We start from the raw sequence: 14,905 nt of genomic DNA on the forward strand, positions 1-14,905 counted from the left end.
CTTTTAAGAAGATATTTCAGTGCTTCGCTGCCACAACGAATAGTAGACGCGCCCGGATTTCTGCTCACGGTGCAGGCGCCAGTTGGCCGGCAGGCCGAGCGTCGAGGGTGCTGTTTCGCTTTCGGTGTACACCCACGCATCGTCCGCCAGCCATTGGCGCTCTTCCAGCAGCGTGCAAACGGCCGGCAACAGGTTCTGATTGAACGGTGGGTCGAGGAACACCACGTCGTAGGCGGTCGCGGTCTGGGTCTCCAGATAGCGCAAGGCATCGGCCGTCTGAATCTGGCCGGTGGTGCAGCGCAGGGTGCCCAGATGTTCCTTGATGCTTGAGACCGCGATGTTGCTGGCGTCCAGTGCCTGGCCCATCGCCGCGCCACGGGACAGCGCCTCAAGGAACAACGCGCCGCTGCCGGCGAATGGATCAAGTACCTTGGCGCCCGCGATGTAAGGCGCGAGCCAGTTGAACAGGGTTTCACGCACCCGGTCCGGGGTTGGGCGCAGGCCCGGGGCGTCGGGGAAGCTCAGCTTCCGGCTGCCCCATTCGCCGCCGATGATGCGCAATTGGTTCACGCCGTTGTGGACGTTGTGAACAGGTTTCTTAGGACGAGTGGCCATCAATGCTCCGGAACCCCGAGCGGCTGCTCGGCAGGTTTATCAGTTGGGGCCGGTAACGGCTTTTGCGGCACGGTCGGGCCAGCGCTGACGATGACCATTTTGTCCGTGCTCAAGTGTTTGTTCAGTGCGGCTTTGACCTGTTCGACAGTCAGGCTCTGCGACTCACGCATGAAGTCATTCAGATAACTCAGCGGCAGGTTGTAGAAACCCATGGCGCCGAGCTGGCCGACGATGTCGGCGTTGCTGGCCGTGGACAGCGGGAAGCTGCCGGCCAGTTCACGCTTGGCGTCGTCGAGTTCTTTCTGGGTCGGGCCGGTTTTAAGGTAGTCGGCGAGCACGTCCTGCACCAGTTTCAACGTGCCTTCACTCATCTCGGCGCGGGTTTGCAAGTTGATCATGAACGGGCCGCGTGCCTGCATCGGGGTGAAGCCCGAATAGACGCCGTAGGCCAGGCCACGTTTCTCGCGCACTTCACTCATCAATCGGGTGCCGAAACCACCGCCGCCGAGGATCTGGTTGCCCAGGGACAGTGCGGCGTAGTCCGGATCGTCACGGTCGATGCCCAGTTGCGCAAGCATCAGGTTGGTCTGCTTGGACGGGAACTCGATGTGGCCGATGCTGGCTTTCGGTTCTTCAGGCTGCGCAATTTTCGCCAGTGCCGGGCCTTTCGGCAACGCGCTGGAGACTTGCGCGGCAATCGCCTCGGCTTCTGCGCGGGACAAATCACCCACCAGCGCAATCACCACGTTGCCGGCCGCGTAGGCTTTCTCGTGGAACGCCTTGAGTTGCGCCACGGTAATCGCCGGGACGGTTTTCGCCGTGCCATCGCTGGAATGCGCGTAGGGGTGATCGCCGTACAAGCGGTTCATCAGCTCCAGGCTCGCCAGTTTGCCCGGGTTCTGCTTCTGGTATTCGAAACCGGCAAGCATCTGGTTCTTGATGCGCGCAAAGGAGTCGGCAGGGAAGGTTGGTTTGCCGACGACGTCGGAGAACAGTTTCAGCGCCGGTTCGCGCTTGTCTGCGGCGCTGAGGCTGCGCAGGGATGCCAGTGCCATGTCTTTAAAGGCGCCGTTGCCAAAGTCTGCGCCCAGGCCTTCGAAGCCTTGAGCGATGGCGCCGACATCTTTTCCGGCCACACCTTCGTTGAGCATCGCGTTGGTCAGCAGTGCCAGACCGGGCGCGTTGCCGTCCTGGCTGCTGCCGGCGGCGAAAATCAGGCGCAGGTCGAACATCGGCAGCTCGCGGGCTTCGACGAACATCACCTTGGCGCCCTCGGCGGTGTTCCAGGTCTGTACGTCGAGCGAACGGTGGCTCGGCGCCTTGCCGTCGAGTTCACTCAGCGATTGCAGTTTCTGGCTGGACTTGGCCTTGTCGAGGGCTTCGCTGGCCGTGGAGTCTTCGCTTTTCGACAAATAGAACGCAGCAGAGCCGATCAGGGCGACAGCGATCAGTCCGATCAGGACCAGACGGGATTTTTTACGCTCACTCATGAGTCGTCTCCAGTGGCAGTACATGGGCGACGCTGAGACGTTCGCGGGTGAAATACAGCTTGGCGGCTTTCTGGATGTCTTGCGGTGTCACGCTTTCCAGGTCGGCGAGTTCGGTGTCCATGAGTTTCCAGGACAGGCCGACGGTTTCCAATTGGCCGATGGAGGTGGCCTGACTGGTGATCGAATCACGCTCGTAGACCAGGCCGGCGATGACCTGGGCGCGGACGCGTTCCAGTTCTTCGGCGGACGGCGCAGTGGTTTTCAGCTGATCGAGCAGCTTCCACAGGCCCGCTTCGACCTGGGCCATGGTTTTCTTTTTCTGGGTGTTCGGCGTGGCCGACAGGGTAAACAGACTGTCGCCGCGAGTGTAAGCGTCGTAACTCGACGAACCACCGGACACCAGTTCTTCGCCGCGCTCCAGTTGCGTCGGGATGCGTCCGCTGTAGCCGCCGTCGAGCAGGGCCGAGATCAGGCGCAAGGCATTCACCGAGCGCTTGTCTTCGGCGGTGGCGATGCTCGGCACGTTGAAGCCCAGCATCAGGCTCGGCAACTGGGTCTGTACGTGAAGGGTGATCTGGCGTTCGCCAGGCTCGGCCAGTTCCAGCGGGATTTTCGCCGCTGGCACATCGCGTTTGGCGATCGGGCCGAAATAGCGCTGGGCCAGGGTTTTGACTTCGTCCGGGGTCACGTCGCCGACCACCACCAGCGTGGCGTTGTTCGGCACGTACCAGGATTGGTACCAGTGGCGCAGCTCTTCGACTTTCATGCGGTCCAGGTCAGCCATCCAGCCGATGGTCGGCGTGTGGTAACCGCTGGCCGGGAAAGCCATGGCCTTGAAGCGTTCGTAGGCCTTGGACATAGGTTTATCGTCGGTGCGCAGGCGACGTTCTTCCTTGATGACTTCGATCTCGCGGGCGAACTCGTCGGCCGGCAGGCGCAGGGTGGCCATGCGGTCGGCTTCCAGCTCGAAGGCCACGCCCAGGCGGTCGCGGGCCAGCACTTGGTAATACGCGGTGAAGTCATCGCTGGTGAACGCGTTCTCTTCGGCACCGAGGTCGCGCAGGATCAGCGACGCTTCGCCGGGGCCGACTTTCTCGCTGCCCTTGAACATCATGTGTTCGAGGGCGTGGGACAAACCGGTCTGGCCCGGCGTCTCGTAACTCGAGCCGACCTTGTACCAGACTTGGGAAACCACCACGGGCGCACGATGGTCTTCGCGCACAACGACCTTCAGGCCGTTATCCAGAGTGAATTCGTGGGTGGGTTGTGGATCGGCAGCCAGGGCCGAGAGGGGCAGACAAACTGTGCTGAGCAGCAGGCCTGCAGCGCGGCGGGCTAAAGCATTCATTCGTTTTTAAACCTGTTGAGCTGCCCGCTTGGCTTAGCGTCGGCGGGCGAGAGGGTGCTAGGATACTGGTCCGTTTTACTGGCGGCCACGTCTATCAGGCCTTTGATCGGCCGGACGGTTGCATGGGTTACCTGCGGAACCTTGGTTTTGTCAGCTAAACTCTGCGTTTTCGCAGAAGATGCCGTACCAGTCCTTCGTATTAGTCAACCTTTGAGGTGCTGTTTGCACCTCGACAAAATGTTGCGCGTGAACAAGCTGGGTCAATCGCAGTCTGTTCTGCATCGAATATTTATTTGCCGGGGCGCCCTTTGGCGCGTCGCTACCGTGAGATAGCCGTCCTCCATGTTTGGTTCCAACGACGACAAGAAGACCCCAGCTGCGGCTGGCGAGAAGAAAAGCCTGTTCGGATGGCTGCGCAAAAAGCCGCAGGAACCCGTCGTCGAACAGCCACAGCCAATTCCTGAGCCAACACCCGCGCCGGTAATAGAAGAAGCACCGGTGCCGGTTGTCTTGCCGATGGCCGAGCCGGTGCTGCAGCCGGTCGCCGAGGCTGAACCCGAAGTCATTGCCGAGCATCCTCTGGCACCCGCTCCAGAGCCGTGGCTGACGTTGCCAGTGGCGGAAGAGCCGGTGGCCTTGGTCGAAGATGAGCTGGCGCCGCATGTGACGCCGACGATTCCTGCACCGACCGCGTTTGCCCCCGAGCCCGTTCAGGTGCCGGTGGTTGAGCCGGTTGTCGCGCCGGTTATCGTGACTGAGCCTGAGCCGGTTGTTCCAGAGTCTGTGATTCCTGCGTTCGTCGCTCCTGTGGTTGAAGCACCTGCGCCTGCGCCTGCTCCTGTCATTGCTCCGGTAGTCGCCGCGCCCGCAGTTCCCGCCGAAGTCCCGGCCGAGCCGCCGCGTAGCGAAGAAACCAAAGCCGGTTTCTTCGCCCGCCTCAAGCAAGGCCTGTCCAAGACCAGCGCCAGCATTGGCGAAGGCATGGCCAGCCTGTTCCTGGGCAAGAAAATCATCGATGACGAACTGCTCGAAGACATCGAAACCCGTCTGCTGACCGCCGACGTCGGGGTCGAGGCGACCTCGGTCATCATCCAGCGCCTGACCCAAAAGGTTGCGCGCAAGGAGCTGGCCGATGCCGACGCGCTGTACAAATCCCTGCAGGCTGAACTCGCCGCGATGCTCAAGCCTGTCGAGCAGCCGCTGAAAATCACCTCGCAGAACAAGCCTTTCGTGATTCTGGTGGTCGGCGTCAACGGTGCCGGCAAAACCACCACCATTGGCAAACTGGCGAAGAAGCTGCAACTCGAAGGCAAGAAAGTCATGCTCGCGGCCGGTGACACCTTCCGCGCCGCCGCCGTTGAGCAATTGCAGGTCTGGGGCGAGCGCAACAAGATCCCGGTCATCGCCCAGCACACCGGTGCCGACTCCGCTTCGGTTATCTTCGACGCCGTACAGGCCGCCAAGGCCCGTGGCATTGATGTGCTGATCGCCGACACCGCCGGTCGCCTGCACACCAAAGACAATTTGATGGAAGAGCTGAAAAAGGTTCGCCGGGTTATCAGCAAACTCGACGCTGACGCGCCGCACGAAGTGCTCTTGGTGCTCGACGCCGGTACTGGCCAGAACGCAATCAGCCAAGCCAAGCAATTCAACCAGACCGTCGAACTGACCGGCCTGGCGCTGACCAAGCTCGATGGCACCGCCAAGGGCGGGGTGATTTTCGCCCTGGCCAAGCAATTTGGTTTGCCGATTCGCTACATCGGCGTCGGTGAAGGCATCGATGACTTGCGTACTTTTGAAGCAGAACCCTTTGTCCAGGCACTGTTTGCCGAGCGGGAGCGTTCATGATTCGTTTCGAACAGGTCGGTAAACGCTACCCGAACGGTCACGTCGGCTTGCATGAGCTGAGCTTTCGAGTCCGTCGGGGCGAATTCTTGTTTGTAACCGGCCATTCCGGCGCCGGTAAAAGCACCTTGTTGCGGCTGCTGCTGGCGATGGAACGTCCGACCACCGGCAAATTGCTGCTGGCCGGCCAGGACCTCGCCACCATCAGCAATGCGCAGATTCCGTACTTGCGCCGGCAGATTGGCGTGGTGTTCCAGAACCACCAACTGCTATTTGATCGCACGGTGTTCAACAACGTCGCTCTGCCGTTACAGATTCTTGGGCTGTCCAAAGCCGAGATCGTCAAACGTGTGGATTCGGCGCTTGAGCGTGTCGCGCTGTCGGATAAAACCGATCTGTACCCCGGCGACCTGTCCACCGGGCAGCAACAGCGCGTCGGCATCGCTCGCGCCATCGTCCACCGTCCGGCCTTGCTGCTGGCGGACGAACCCACCGGTAACCTCGATCCGCGTCTGGCGGCCGAGATCATGGGCGTGTTCGAAGACATCAACCGCCTGGGCACCAGCGTGCTGATCGCTAGTCACGACCTGGCCTTGATCGCCCGCATGCGTCATCGGATGCTGACCCTGCAACGCGGCCGATTGATCGGCGACGGGGAGGCGGGCGTATGAGTGCGACACGCAGCCCCAAGGTTTCCGAGCGCGTGGCGCCGAAAGCCGCCGATCTGCAACCGCAGAAGAAAAAGCGCAACGATGACGACGGCCCGGATTTCGCCACGTTGTTTCGTGCCTGGGTTGAAAGCCATCGCGCCAGTCTGCTGGACAGCTTGCGTCGGTTGGGTAAACAGCCAATCGGCAGCTTTTTCACCTGCATGGTGATGGCGGTCGCCCTGAGCTTGCCGATGGGCCTGTCACTTTTGCTGAGTAACGTCGAGCGTCTCGGCGGTTCCTGGCAGCGAGCGGCGCAGATTTCCCTGTACCTGCAACTCGAGGCCAGCCCGGCTGAAGGCGAGTCGTTGCGCGAGCAGATCAAAGGCATGCCTGGCGTAGCCGATGCTGAATATATCGGCCGAGATCAGGCGCTGGAAGAGTTCCAGCAGCAGTCCGGCTTGGGCGAGGCGCTTAAGGAACTGCCGGAAAACCCACTGCCAGGCGTGGTGCTGGTGACCCCGAACGAAGTCGACAAGCCCGCGCTTGAAGCATTACGACAAAAACTTTCCGAGCTGCCCAAGGTACAACAGGCTCAACTTGATCTAGTCTGGGTCGAGCGTCTGGCAGCGATCCTCAAGCTGGGTGACCGTTTTGTCTTCGGTCTGACCGTGCTTCTGGTTTCTGCATTACTTTTGGTGATAGGCAATACCATTCGTCTTCATATTGAAAACCGCCGCACAGAGATAGAAGTGATTAAACTCGTCGGCGGCACGGACAGCTATGTGCGCAGGCCCTTTCTGTACATGGGTGCGCTTTATGGCTTCGGTGCGGGGATTCTTTCCTGGGGTGTATTGGCGTTTGGCCTTGATTGGCTGAACGACGCAGTTGTCGGGCTGGCCGGTTTGTATGGCAGTGATTTTGCGCTGGCCGGAGTGCCAGTTGCCGACGGTCTGTCTCTCTTGCTTGGCGCGGTGCTGTTGGGGTATATCGGTGCATGGATTGCAGTCGCACGCCACCTGAGGGAGCTTGCGCCTAAGTAGTATCATTTTGCTCGTATTGACCTTTCAGCGTTTATGGGAACTTGTCTTTCGGTTTCCGGTCAATTTTCGCAGTGCTGAACTGCACGAGTTATGTAAGTCGGAGGTTTTTTCGTATGACCAATTCTTTGCAACCTGCATATGCTCTGGTCCCGGGTGCGAACCTGGAGGCCTATGTGCACACCGTGAACAGCATTCCATTGCTGACTCCGGAGCAGGAGCGTGAACTGGCCGAGAGTCTCTATTATGAGCAGGATTTGGGGGCGGCTCGGCAGATGGTGCTCGCCCACCTGCGTTTTGTTGTACATATCGCCCGTAGCTATTCCGGCTACGGCCTGGCTCAGGCTGACCTGATCCAGGAAGGTAACGTCGGTCTGATGAAGGCGGTGAAGCGCTTCAACCCGGAAATGGGTGTGCGTCTGGTTTCGTTCGCAGTGCACTGGATCAAGGCGGAAATTCACGAGTTCATCCTGCGCAACTGGCGCATTGTGAAAGTCGCGACCACCAAGGCCCAGCGCAAGCTGTTCTTCAACCTGCGCAGCCAGAAGAAACGTCTGGCGTGGCTGAACAACGAGGAAGTCCACCGTGTGGCGGAAAGCCTCGGCGTAGAGCCGCGGGAAGTGCGCGAGATGGAAAGTCGCCTGACCGGCCATGACATGGCCTTCGACCCGGCCGCGGAAGCGGACGACGACAGCGCTTTCCAGTCGCCGGCCAACTACCTGGAAGACCACCGGTACGACCCGGCGCGTCAACTGGAAGATGCCGACTGGAGCGACAACTCCAATCACAACCTGCACGAAGCGCTCGAAGTGCTGGACGACCGCAGCCGTGACATCCTCTACCAGCGCTGGCTGGCGGAAGAGAAAGCCACGCTGCATGACCTGGCGCAGAAGTACAACGTGTCGGCCGAGCGTATTCGTCAGCTTGAGAAGAGCGCGATGAACAAGCTCAAGTTGTCGATCGCCGCCTGACCTGCGAAGCGGCAATAAAAAACGCCCCGATCAGTGATGATCGGGGCGTTTTTGTGTGTGCCTACTAGTAACAAGCCGCCTCCTGTAGGAGCGAGCCTTGCTCACGAAGGCGGTGTATCAGTCGATGAAGGGGTTGGCTGACATACCGCCTTCGCGGGCAAGCCTCGCTCCTACGGGTGATTTGCGTCGTCTCGGACTCGTTATTGGGACCAAGGTGCCCGGCGTGAATCATTAATGCCAACCAGATAGCTATCGCCACCCAACTGGCTCATCTGCTGCCGAATCCACCCGGCCCGACGCGCAACATAGTTGGTCGGATGGCTTGCACTCCACACCCGCGGGTTTGGCAGCACCGCCGCGAGCAAGCTCGATTGCTGGCGACTAAGACCTTTAGCGCTCACACCAAAGTGATGCCGGGCCGCCGCTTCCGCGCCAAACACCCCGTCATCCCACTCGACGCTGTTCAGGTACACCTCAAGAATCCGCTGCTTGGGCCAGAGCACCTCGATCAACCCGGTGAACCACGCCTCCAGGCCTTTACGCAGCCAACTGCGGCCGGACCACAAAAACAGATTCTTCGAGACTTGCTGGCTCAGAGTGCTGGCACCGCGAATCGAACCACCGAGCTCGTTATGGGCCAGGGCTTTCTGGATCGCACCAAAGTCAAAACCCCAGTGCTCCGGGAATTTCTGATCCTCGCCCGCGATCACCGCGACTTTCAGGTCGTCAGAGATTTCATCCCAGGGCTTCCAGGTGCGCTGCAAGTCAATGGGCTCGCCGTCGAACCAGGATTCGACCTTGCGCTCGACCATCAATGCCGTTCCCGGTGGCGGGACCACGCGAAAGATCAGCACCAGCAGCACGCTGCCGGCCGCGAACCAGAGCACGGCCTTGGTAAATCGTCTTAAAAATAAACGCAGCATAGAGATGACTTGGCCGAACCCGTTGAGCGGGCCATTATACAGACCCTGTGGATCGAGTCTGACTGGAGTTCTTCATGCTGCGTGGCTTTCTGATGCTGGCCGCTTTCTTCGGCTTCACCGGCGTTGCCCTTGGCGCGTTCGCCGCCCACGGCCTGAAAAACCGTCTGACTCCCGAGTACCTGGCGATTTTCCATACCGGCGTCACCTACCAACTGGTGCACACCCTGGCGTTGCTGGGTGTGGCGCTGCTGGCCACGCAGATTCCGGGACGCTTGATCACTTGGGCCGGCGCCTCGTTTGCCATCGGCATCCTGCTGTTTTCCGGCAGCCTGTACTTGCTGACCCTGACCGGCGTCAGCAAGCTGGGGATCGTCACCCCCTTCGGCGGCCTGGCATTCCTGGTCGGCTGGTTCTGCCTGGGGCTTGCCGCCTGGCGGTTGAGCTGACCGGGCAGTCCATTTCATGACGAATGGCTTGGGTCGCCAAGACTGATCGGGCTAGAATGCCAGCCCCTAAAAATGATGGCGGCATTCGGTATGCGCATTCAGTTGAACGGCGAATCCCTTGAACTGCCCGACGGTGAAACCGTTGCGGCCCTGCTGACCCGTCTGGAGCTGACCGGACGCCGGGTGGCGGTCGAACTCAATCTGGATATCGTCCCGCGCAGCCAGCATGCAGAAACCACGCTCAATGATGGCGATTCCGTCGAAGTGGTCCACGCCATCGGCGGCGGCTAGTCGCCCGGCCCGCAAGGGCACAGAATTCTGCAAGAACCTCACCCCTACAGAGGATTTCCCATGAGCATCGTTCGTAGCGACAAGCCCTTCGTCCTGGCCGGTCGTACTTACCAGTCGCGTTTGCTGGTAGGCACCGGCAAGTACCGCGACATGGAAGAAACCCGCCTGGCCATCGAAGCTTCGGGTGCCGAGATCGTCACCTTCGCCGTGCGCCGTACCAATCTGGGCCAGATCGAAGGCGAGCCGAACCTGCTCGAAGTGCTGTCGCCGGATCGCTACACCTTCCTGCCGAACACCGCGGGCTGCTACGACGCCATCGAAGCCGTGCGCACCTGCCGCCTGGCCCGTGAGCTGCTCGATGGGCACAATCTGGTGAAGCTGGAAGTGCTGGCCGACCAGAAAACCCTGTTCCCCAACGTGATCGAAACCCTCAAGGCCGCCGAAACGCTGGTCAAGGAAGGCTTCGACGTGATGGTCTATACCAGCGATGACCCGATCATCGCCCGTCAATTGGCGGAAATCGGCTGCATCGCGGTCATGCCGCTCGCCGGTCTGATCGGTTCGGGCCTGGGGATCTGCAACCCGTACAACCTGCAGATCATCCTCGAAGAAGCCAAGATTCCCGTGCTGGTGGATGCCGGTGTCGGTACCGCTTCCGACGCCACCATCGCCATGGAACTGGGTTGCGAAGCCGTGCTGATGAACTCGGCCATCGCCCACGCCCAGCAGCCGATCATGATGGCTGAAGCCATGAAACACGCCATCGTCGCGGGCCGCCTGGCCTACCTCGCCGGTCGCATGCCGAAAAAACTCTATGCCAGCGCCTCCTCGCCGCTGGATGGTCTGATCAAGTAAGAGCCATTGATGACTGAATCAAACGACACGCCAATCCAGACGGAAGAAGGCGACGAGCGCCAACACCGCCGCATCAAGAGTTTCGTGATGCGCGCCGGGCGCATGACCGAAGGCCAGCAACGCGGTCTGGACCAGGGCACGCCGCTGTTCGTGCTGCCATTGGCCGACGCACCGGTAGACTTCGACCAAGTGTTCGGTCGCTCGGCGCCGCGCTCGCTGGAAATCGGTTTCGGCATGGGCCATTCGCTGCTGGAAATGGCCGCGGCCTCGCCAGAACAGGATTTCATTGGCGTGGAAGTGCACCGTCCGGGTGTCGGCGCGCTGCTCAATGGCGTTCTGACGCAGGGCCTGACCAACCTGCGGGTCTACGATTGCGATGCAATCGAAGTGCTCAACCGTTGCGTGGCCGACAACAGCCTCGATCGCCTGATGCTGTTTTTCCCGGATCCATGGCACAAGAGCCGTCACCACAAACGCCGTATCGTTCAGGCGTCGTTCGCTGAGTTGGTGCGCAGCAAGTTGAAGGTCGGTGGCATTCTGCACATGGCCACCGACTGGGAACCCTACGCCGAGTACATGCTGGAAGTGATGAACGTCGCCCCGGGTTATCGCAACCTGGCCGAAGACGGCAAATGCGTTCCGCGCCCGGCTGAACGCCCGATCACCAAGTTCGAACGCCGCGGCGAACGTCTTGGGCATGGCGTTTGGGACCTGAAGTTCGAAAAACAGTCCTGAGCCCTACGCACTACAAACTGTGGGAGCGAGCCTGCTCGCGAAAGCGATCTGACAGTCAACGATAATGTTGAATGTGACGACGCCTTCGCGAGCAGGCTCGCTCCCACATTTGCTTTATGCCGTGTTCAAGATCGGCGTCTGGCCGCCGAAAGCTCTATGCCCCCAATTGTAAAGGAAGACAAGGTTTTGAAATTCATCCTCGTCTGCATCCTGTTGTTCATCGCCCTGCCTTCAATGGCTCACGGACAGACGCTGACGATCGACGACTACTTTCAACGTGCCCAGGATGCAGCTGATCAAATCAAACGTAACGCGGATGAGTTGGTCAGGCTGGAAGCAAGCGGGGAGCTGGATTTCAAGAACAAGCCCGAGCAAATAGGCAACATGGAAGGTGATCTGGAGGCCTTCAAATACAATTTGAAGATGGCGTCTGACGGTGGGCATCCCATCGCGAGCTATTTGCTGGCTAATACCCTGAGCAAACCGGGCCCTACCGAACAACAGCGCAGGGAAACCTGTGAGCTTTATGAAAAAGCCATGGATCAAGGCTTTTTGGCGGCAGCCGTCGCCTACTTCCATCGGTGCGATCAGGACTCGATGAAGTCTGATCGACGCGATGCCGGACACTTGAAATATCTGCAGACGCTTGAGGAGCTGCTTCAGGAGCCAGATATTTTTGCTGATTTTTATCCGATGCCGGCCAAGCGCGCCCTGTGCTTTCAGGACTTGCAGCCAGGCTTGTCAAAAGAACGAGTGATAGGGTCCTTGCAGGCGCGTGCTGTCGCATTGATGCTGACCGAAGATCAGTACCGGGCCGAGGCCAATTACATTCTGGCAATGAGCCGAGTCAATGAGAGTGGCAGGCTCGACCGTCAGAATGTTGTGTATCTGGACAAGGCCGAAGCGCTGGGCTGCCACGACTTTATGGGGATCAGTGCCAGGATCCGAAGCGAAGCCAAGTCCGTGGGCAAGCCATAAAGGGCATTCGCAATACAAAAAATGTGGGAGCGGGCTTGCCAGCGATGGCGGTCTGACAGTCAACGAAGATGTTGAATGTTATGACGTCATCGCGAGCAGGCTCGCTCCCACAGTTGTTTTGGGTGTAGTCAAAGGTCAGCGGCGGTCGGCGACGACGCCGATCAGTACCAGCACCACCAACAACACCGGCGCCAGGCTGTAGTTGTTGAACTGGCTCAGGCCTTTGATGATCCACGGGGTGGCGTAGATCAACGCGACGCCGCTGCCGACCATGCACACCAATGCCATCAGCGGGACGCGCAAGGCGCCGGCGATGCTGCCCAGGCGTTGGTCGACCCAGCCTTTGATATCGGCGCCAAACAACACCAGCAGACAGCCCACCAGCGCCAGAGAGATTTCCGACAGGTTGCTGCGGCTCCAGCGGGAGACGGTGGCGAGCAGGTCGAGTATCAAATCCATTCGTTTTCCCCTAAGGCTGAAATCAGCTCAGAAATGTTTGCAGCAAGTCATTGAGAAACAGCTGTCCGCGATCAGTCGCCGCCAGACGTGACGGTTCGACCTGCAACAGGCCGCTTTGTTCGGCTTCCCGCCGGCCTTCGGCGAGGCTTTCCAGCGGCAGTCCGGTGCGCTCCGAATACAGGCGCGATTCCACGCCTTCCGTCAGGCGCAGGGCGTTCATCAGGAAGTCGAACGGCAGCTCGTCATTGGTCAGCGCTTTCTCGCCGGCCTTGAAGCTTTTCGCCGGGTTCAGGTAATCCTTCGGCAGGCGCGTTTTCCAGGTGCGCACGATGCGCCCGTCCGGATGGCTCAGCTTGCCGTGGGCACCGGCGCCGATGCCGATGAAGTCGCCGAAACTCCAGTAATTGAGGTTATGCCGCGCCGGGCGACCAGGCTGAGCATAAGCCGAGACTTCGTATTGCGCGTAACCGTGTTCGGCAAGCAGCGCCTGACCGGCTTCCTGAATGTCCCACAGCGTGTCGTCTTCCGGCAGCGTCGGCGGCTGGTTCCAGAACACCGTGTTCGGCTCCAGCGTCAGTTGATACCAGGACAAATGTGTCGGCTTCAGGGCGATGGCCTGGCGCAGGTCGCTCAACGCATCGTCCAGCGACTGATCCGGCAAGCCGTGCATCAAGTCCAGATTGAAGTTATCGAACCCGGCCTGACGCGCCATGCCGGCGGCTCGCACCGCTTCGTCACCGTTGTGAATCCGCCCCAAGGCCTTGAGCTTTTCTTCCTGGAAACTCTGGATACCGATCGACAGGCGATTGATGCCCAGCGCGCGGTAGGCGACGAATTTCTCTTGCTCGAACGTTCCCGGATTGGCTTCCAGGGTGATTTCGATGTCGCTGGCGAACGCAATCCGCTGCTCGACGCCTTTGAGCAAACGACCCAGGGCTTCGGCGCTGAACAGGCTCGGCGTGCCGCCACCGAAGAAAATCGAGCTCAGCTCACGACCGTAAACCGCATGCAGGTCCTGATCGAGGTCGGCCAGCAACGCGTCGACGTACTCTTCTTCCGGCAGCACCGGGCTGGCAGTGTGGGAGTTGAAGTCGCAATAAGGGCATTTGCGCACACACCACGGAATGTGGATGTACAACGCAAGGGGCGGCAGCACGGGGAGCGCGGCCCGAGGCGAGGGGGCGGCACCGCCGAAAATCAGCGGTGACGCGGATGAGTCGTGGGTCATATCAGGCCTAGACGCTGGCGCAGCAGATCCATTGCACGGGCGCGGTGGCTGATGAGGTTCTTCTCGCTCGGGCTCAGCTCGGCGCTGGAGCAATCGCGCGACGGCACCCAGAACAGCGGGTCGTAGCCAAACCCGTGTTCACCGCTGGCCGCCGTCAAGATGCGCCCGTGCCACAGGCCTTCGCAGAGGATCGGCAGCGGATCGTCGGCATGTCGCACCAGCGCCAGCACGCAGACGAACTGTGCGCCGCGCTCAGATTCCGGCACATCCTTCAACGCATCGAGCAGTTTGGCGTTGTTCGCCGCATCACCCTGGCCATCCGCGTAACGAGCCGAATAGATACCCGGCGCACCGCCAAGGAAATCCACCGCTAGCCCGGAATCGTCGGCCAGCGCCGGCAAACCGGAGATGCGCGCGGCGTTGCGGGCCTTGAGGATGGCATTCTCGACGAACGACAGGCCGGTTTCTTCAGGCTCGACGCTGCTGAACTCGCCGATCGAGCGCAGTTGCACCGACTCGCCGAGCATGGCCTGGAGTTCCTTGAGTTTGCCGGCGTTATGGCTGGCCAGTACGAGTTGCGTGAAGTTCATCATTCGCCGGGGAAAAGCTCTTGGTTGAAATTGATGGTGTTGATTTTATCGCCGTTCTGCACCTTGATCTCGAAGGTGCGGACTTCCTGCTGATCCACCGGGAACTGGGCGATGTAGTAGATCGCGCCCTGTTCGGTGATCTGTTTGAATTTCAGCGGCACACTTTGGCTGGTCAGGTCTTTGACCGTCCCGCTGACCTGAGCCATCTGGGGTTTGCCTTCCTTGATTACCGAAACGTTGATCACGCCTTGATTCTTGCTACGGGTGAGCTCCGCGGCTTTAGCGATATCAGGGGTCAGAAAGGTCGAGTTGAAGGTGTTGTAATGCACCGTCACATCACCAAACTTCTCCTGACGATCACCTTTGATGACGTCGGCGGCCATGGCCGTGACGCTCAGGCAGGCAGTAAGTACAAACAGCGCTAGACGACCCATGATCGTTCTC

17 protein-coding genes are annotated in these 14,905 nt (G+C 60.1%); 9 read left to right on the top strand and 8 right to left on the bottom strand.

The features are described 5' to 3' along the window. Positions 1–3: 3 nt before the first annotated feature. From rsmD to FHL16_RS01070, 3 genes are read right to left on the bottom strand one after another with little or no spacing between them, the layout of a single operon-like run. Positions 4–615, bottom strand: coding sequence for a 16S rRNA (guanine(966)-N(2))-methyltransferase RsmD (gene rsmD, locus FHL16_RS01060; protein WP_010466805.1), 612 nt, complete (start codon positions 613–615; stop codon positions 4–6). Then, positions 615–2,105 (bottom strand): M16 family metallopeptidase, encoded by a 1,491-nt coding sequence (locus tag FHL16_RS01065; RefSeq protein ID WP_077747219.1) that lies wholly within the window; start codon positions 2,103–2,105, stop codon positions 615–617. The genes rsmD and FHL16_RS01065 overlap by 1 nt, the downstream gene beginning before the upstream one ends. Beyond that, a complete protein-coding gene (locus tag FHL16_RS01070; RefSeq protein ID WP_010466807.1) occupies positions 2,098–3,453 on the bottom strand; it encodes a M16 family metallopeptidase in 1,356 nt (451 codons plus the stop codon). Before FHL16_RS01070 ends, FHL16_RS01065 begins: the two co-directional genes overlap by 8 nt. A gap of 342 nt (positions 3,454–3,795) precedes the next feature. On the opposite strand from FHL16_RS01070, the gene ftsY reads away from it, so the two are divergent. The 4 genes from ftsY (at position 3,796) to rpoH (ending at position 7,956) form a co-directional block, all read left to right on the top strand. Then, positions 3,796–5,301: a signal recognition particle-docking protein FtsY gene (ftsY, locus tag FHL16_RS01080; RefSeq protein ID WP_077747220.1), complete on the top strand. Its 1,506-nt coding sequence runs from the start codon at positions 3,796–3,798 to the stop codon at positions 5,299–5,301. Further along, a complete protein-coding gene (ftsE, locus tag FHL16_RS01085) occupies positions 5,298–5,969 on the top strand; it encodes a cell division ATP-binding protein FtsE (protein ID WP_010466809.1) in 672 nt (223 codons plus the stop codon). The genes ftsY and ftsE overlap by 4 nt, the downstream gene beginning before the upstream one ends. Next, positions 5,966–6,988: a permease-like cell division protein FtsX gene (ftsX, locus tag FHL16_RS01090; RefSeq protein WP_077747221.1), complete on the top strand. Its 1,023-nt coding sequence runs from the start codon at positions 5,966–5,968 to the stop codon at positions 6,986–6,988. The genes ftsE and ftsX overlap by 4 nt, the downstream gene beginning before the upstream one ends. Before the next feature lie 113 nt (positions 6,989–7,101). Further along, positions 7,102–7,956, top strand: coding sequence for an RNA polymerase sigma factor RpoH (gene rpoH, locus FHL16_RS01095; protein WP_007897890.1), 855 nt, complete (start codon positions 7,102–7,104; stop codon positions 7,954–7,956). 200 nt (positions 7,957–8,156) lie between these two features. Here the strand turns inward: rpoH and mtgA are convergent, their stop codons facing one another. Then, the gene (gene mtgA / locus FHL16_RS01100; protein ID WP_042932499.1) at positions 8,157–8,879 is read right to left on the bottom strand and encodes a monofunctional biosynthetic peptidoglycan transglycosylase; all 723 of its coding nucleotides are present in this window, start codon (positions 8,877–8,879) and stop codon (positions 8,157–8,159) included. 74 nt (positions 8,880–8,953) lie between these two features. Between mtgA and FHL16_RS01105 the strand changes: the two genes are divergently transcribed. The 5 genes from FHL16_RS01105 to FHL16_RS01130 all read left to right on the top strand — a co-directional run bounded on the left by FHL16_RS01105 (position 8,954) and on the right by FHL16_RS01130 (position 12,184). Further along, positions 8,954–9,325, top strand: a complete 372-nt coding sequence (locus FHL16_RS01105) for a DUF423 domain-containing protein (protein ID WP_010466813.1) — start codon at positions 8,954–8,956, stop codon at positions 9,323–9,325. A gap of 90 nt (positions 9,326–9,415) precedes the next feature. Next, a complete protein-coding gene (gene thiS, locus FHL16_RS01110; RefSeq protein ID WP_007897898.1) occupies positions 9,416–9,616 on the top strand; it encodes a sulfur carrier protein ThiS in 201 nt (66 codons plus the stop codon). A gap of 60 nt (positions 9,617–9,676) precedes the next feature. Continuing rightward, positions 9,677–10,471 carry a thiazole synthase gene (locus tag FHL16_RS01115; protein ID WP_010466815.1) on the top strand — a complete coding sequence of 265 codons (795 nt, stop codon included), beginning with the start codon at positions 9,677–9,679 and terminating at the stop codon, positions 10,469–10,471. Between the two features lie 9 nt (positions 10,472–10,480). Next, entirely contained in the window at positions 10,481–11,206 is a 726-nt protein-coding gene (gene trmB, locus FHL16_RS01120) for a tRNA (guanosine(46)-N7)-methyltransferase TrmB (RefSeq protein ID WP_010466817.1), read from the top strand. Positions 11,207–11,392: 186 nt separating this feature from the next. Next, entirely contained in the window at positions 11,393–12,184 is a 792-nt protein-coding gene (locus FHL16_RS01130; protein ID WP_010466819.1) for a hypothetical protein, read from the top strand. 135 nt (positions 12,185–12,319) lie between these two features. Here the strand turns inward: FHL16_RS01130 and FHL16_RS01140 are convergent, their stop codons facing one another. From FHL16_RS01140 to FHL16_RS01155, 4 genes are read right to left on the bottom strand one after another with little or no spacing between them, the layout of a single operon-like run. Further along, positions 12,320–12,643, bottom strand: a complete 324-nt coding sequence (locus FHL16_RS01140; RefSeq protein WP_010466821.1) for a DUF3392 domain-containing protein — start codon at positions 12,641–12,643, stop codon at positions 12,320–12,322. Positions 12,644–12,665: 22 nt separating this feature from the next. Further along, positions 12,666–13,871: a radical SAM family heme chaperone HemW gene (gene hemW / locus FHL16_RS01145; protein ID WP_010466823.1), complete on the bottom strand. Its 1,206-nt coding sequence runs from the start codon at positions 13,869–13,871 to the stop codon at positions 12,666–12,668. After that, positions 13,868–14,464 carry an RdgB/HAM1 family non-canonical purine NTP pyrophosphatase gene (gene rdgB, locus FHL16_RS01150; protein WP_077747222.1) on the bottom strand — a complete coding sequence of 199 codons (597 nt, stop codon included), beginning with the start codon at positions 14,462–14,464 and terminating at the stop codon, positions 13,868–13,870. Before rdgB ends, hemW begins: the two co-directional genes overlap by 4 nt. Continuing rightward, on the bottom strand, positions 14,461–14,895 hold the full coding sequence (locus tag FHL16_RS01155) for a DUF4426 domain-containing protein (RefSeq protein ID WP_077747223.1): 435 nt from the start codon (positions 14,893–14,895) through the stop codon (positions 14,461–14,463). The genes rdgB and FHL16_RS01155 overlap by 4 nt, the downstream gene beginning before the upstream one ends. Positions 14,896–14,905: the final 10 nt, after the last annotated feature.

Source organism: Pseudomonas sp. FSL W5-0299, assembly GCF_005930655.1.
Classification (GTDB): Bacteria; Pseudomonadota; Gammaproteobacteria; order Pseudomonadales; family Pseudomonadaceae; genus Aquipseudomonas; species Aquipseudomonas mandelii.

Bases quoted from the DNA above. Each gene is read 5' to 3' on its own strand.
- rsmD (WP_010466805.1), bottom strand. From the start codon at position 615: ATGGCCACTCGTCCTAAGAAACCTGTTCACAACGTCCACAACGGCGTG.
- FHL16_RS01115 (WP_010466815.1), top strand. From the start codon at position 9,677: ATGAGCATCGTTCGTAGCGACAAGCCCTTCGTCCTGGCCGGTCGTACT.
- FHL16_RS01065 (WP_077747219.1), bottom strand. From the start codon at position 2,105: ATGAGTGAGCGTAAAAAATCCCGTCTGGTCCTGATCGGACTGATCGCT.
- ftsY (WP_077747220.1), top strand. From the start codon at position 3,796: ATGTTTGGTTCCAACGACGACAAGAAGACCCCAGCTGCGGCTGGCGAG.
- FHL16_RS01155 (WP_077747223.1), bottom strand. From the start codon at position 14,895: ATGGGTCGTCTAGCGCTGTTTGTACTTACTGCCTGCCTGAGCGTCACG.
- FHL16_RS01140 (WP_010466821.1), bottom strand. From the start codon at position 12,643: ATGGATTTGATACTCGACCTGCTCGCCACCGTCTCCCGCTGGAGCCGC.
- FHL16_RS01070 (WP_010466807.1), bottom strand. From the start codon at position 3,453: ATGAATGCTTTAGCCCGCCGCGCTGCAGGCCTGCTGCTCAGCACAGTT.
- ftsE (WP_010466809.1), top strand. From the start codon at position 5,298: ATGATTCGTTTCGAACAGGTCGGTAAACGCTACCCGAACGGTCACGTC.
- thiS (WP_007897898.1), top strand. From the start codon at position 9,416: ATGCGCATTCAGTTGAACGGCGAATCCCTTGAACTGCCCGACGGTGAA.
- rdgB (WP_077747222.1), bottom strand. From the start codon at position 14,464: ATGATGAACTTCACGCAACTCGTACTGGCCAGCCATAACGCCGGCAAA.
- trmB (WP_010466817.1), top strand. From the start codon at position 10,481: ATGACTGAATCAAACGACACGCCAATCCAGACGGAAGAAGGCGACGAG.
- FHL16_RS01105 (WP_010466813.1), top strand. From the start codon at position 8,954: ATGCTGCGTGGCTTTCTGATGCTGGCCGCTTTCTTCGGCTTCACCGGC.
- mtgA (WP_042932499.1), bottom strand. From the start codon at position 8,879: ATGCTGCGTTTATTTTTAAGACGATTTACCAAGGCCGTGCTCTGGTTC.
- rpoH (WP_007897890.1), top strand. From the start codon at position 7,102: ATGACCAATTCTTTGCAACCTGCATATGCTCTGGTCCCGGGTGCGAAC.
- ftsX (WP_077747221.1), top strand. From the start codon at position 5,966: ATGAGTGCGACACGCAGCCCCAAGGTTTCCGAGCGCGTGGCGCCGAAA.
- hemW (WP_010466823.1), bottom strand. From the start codon at position 13,871: ATGACCCACGACTCATCCGCGTCACCGCTGATTTTCGGCGGTGCCGCC.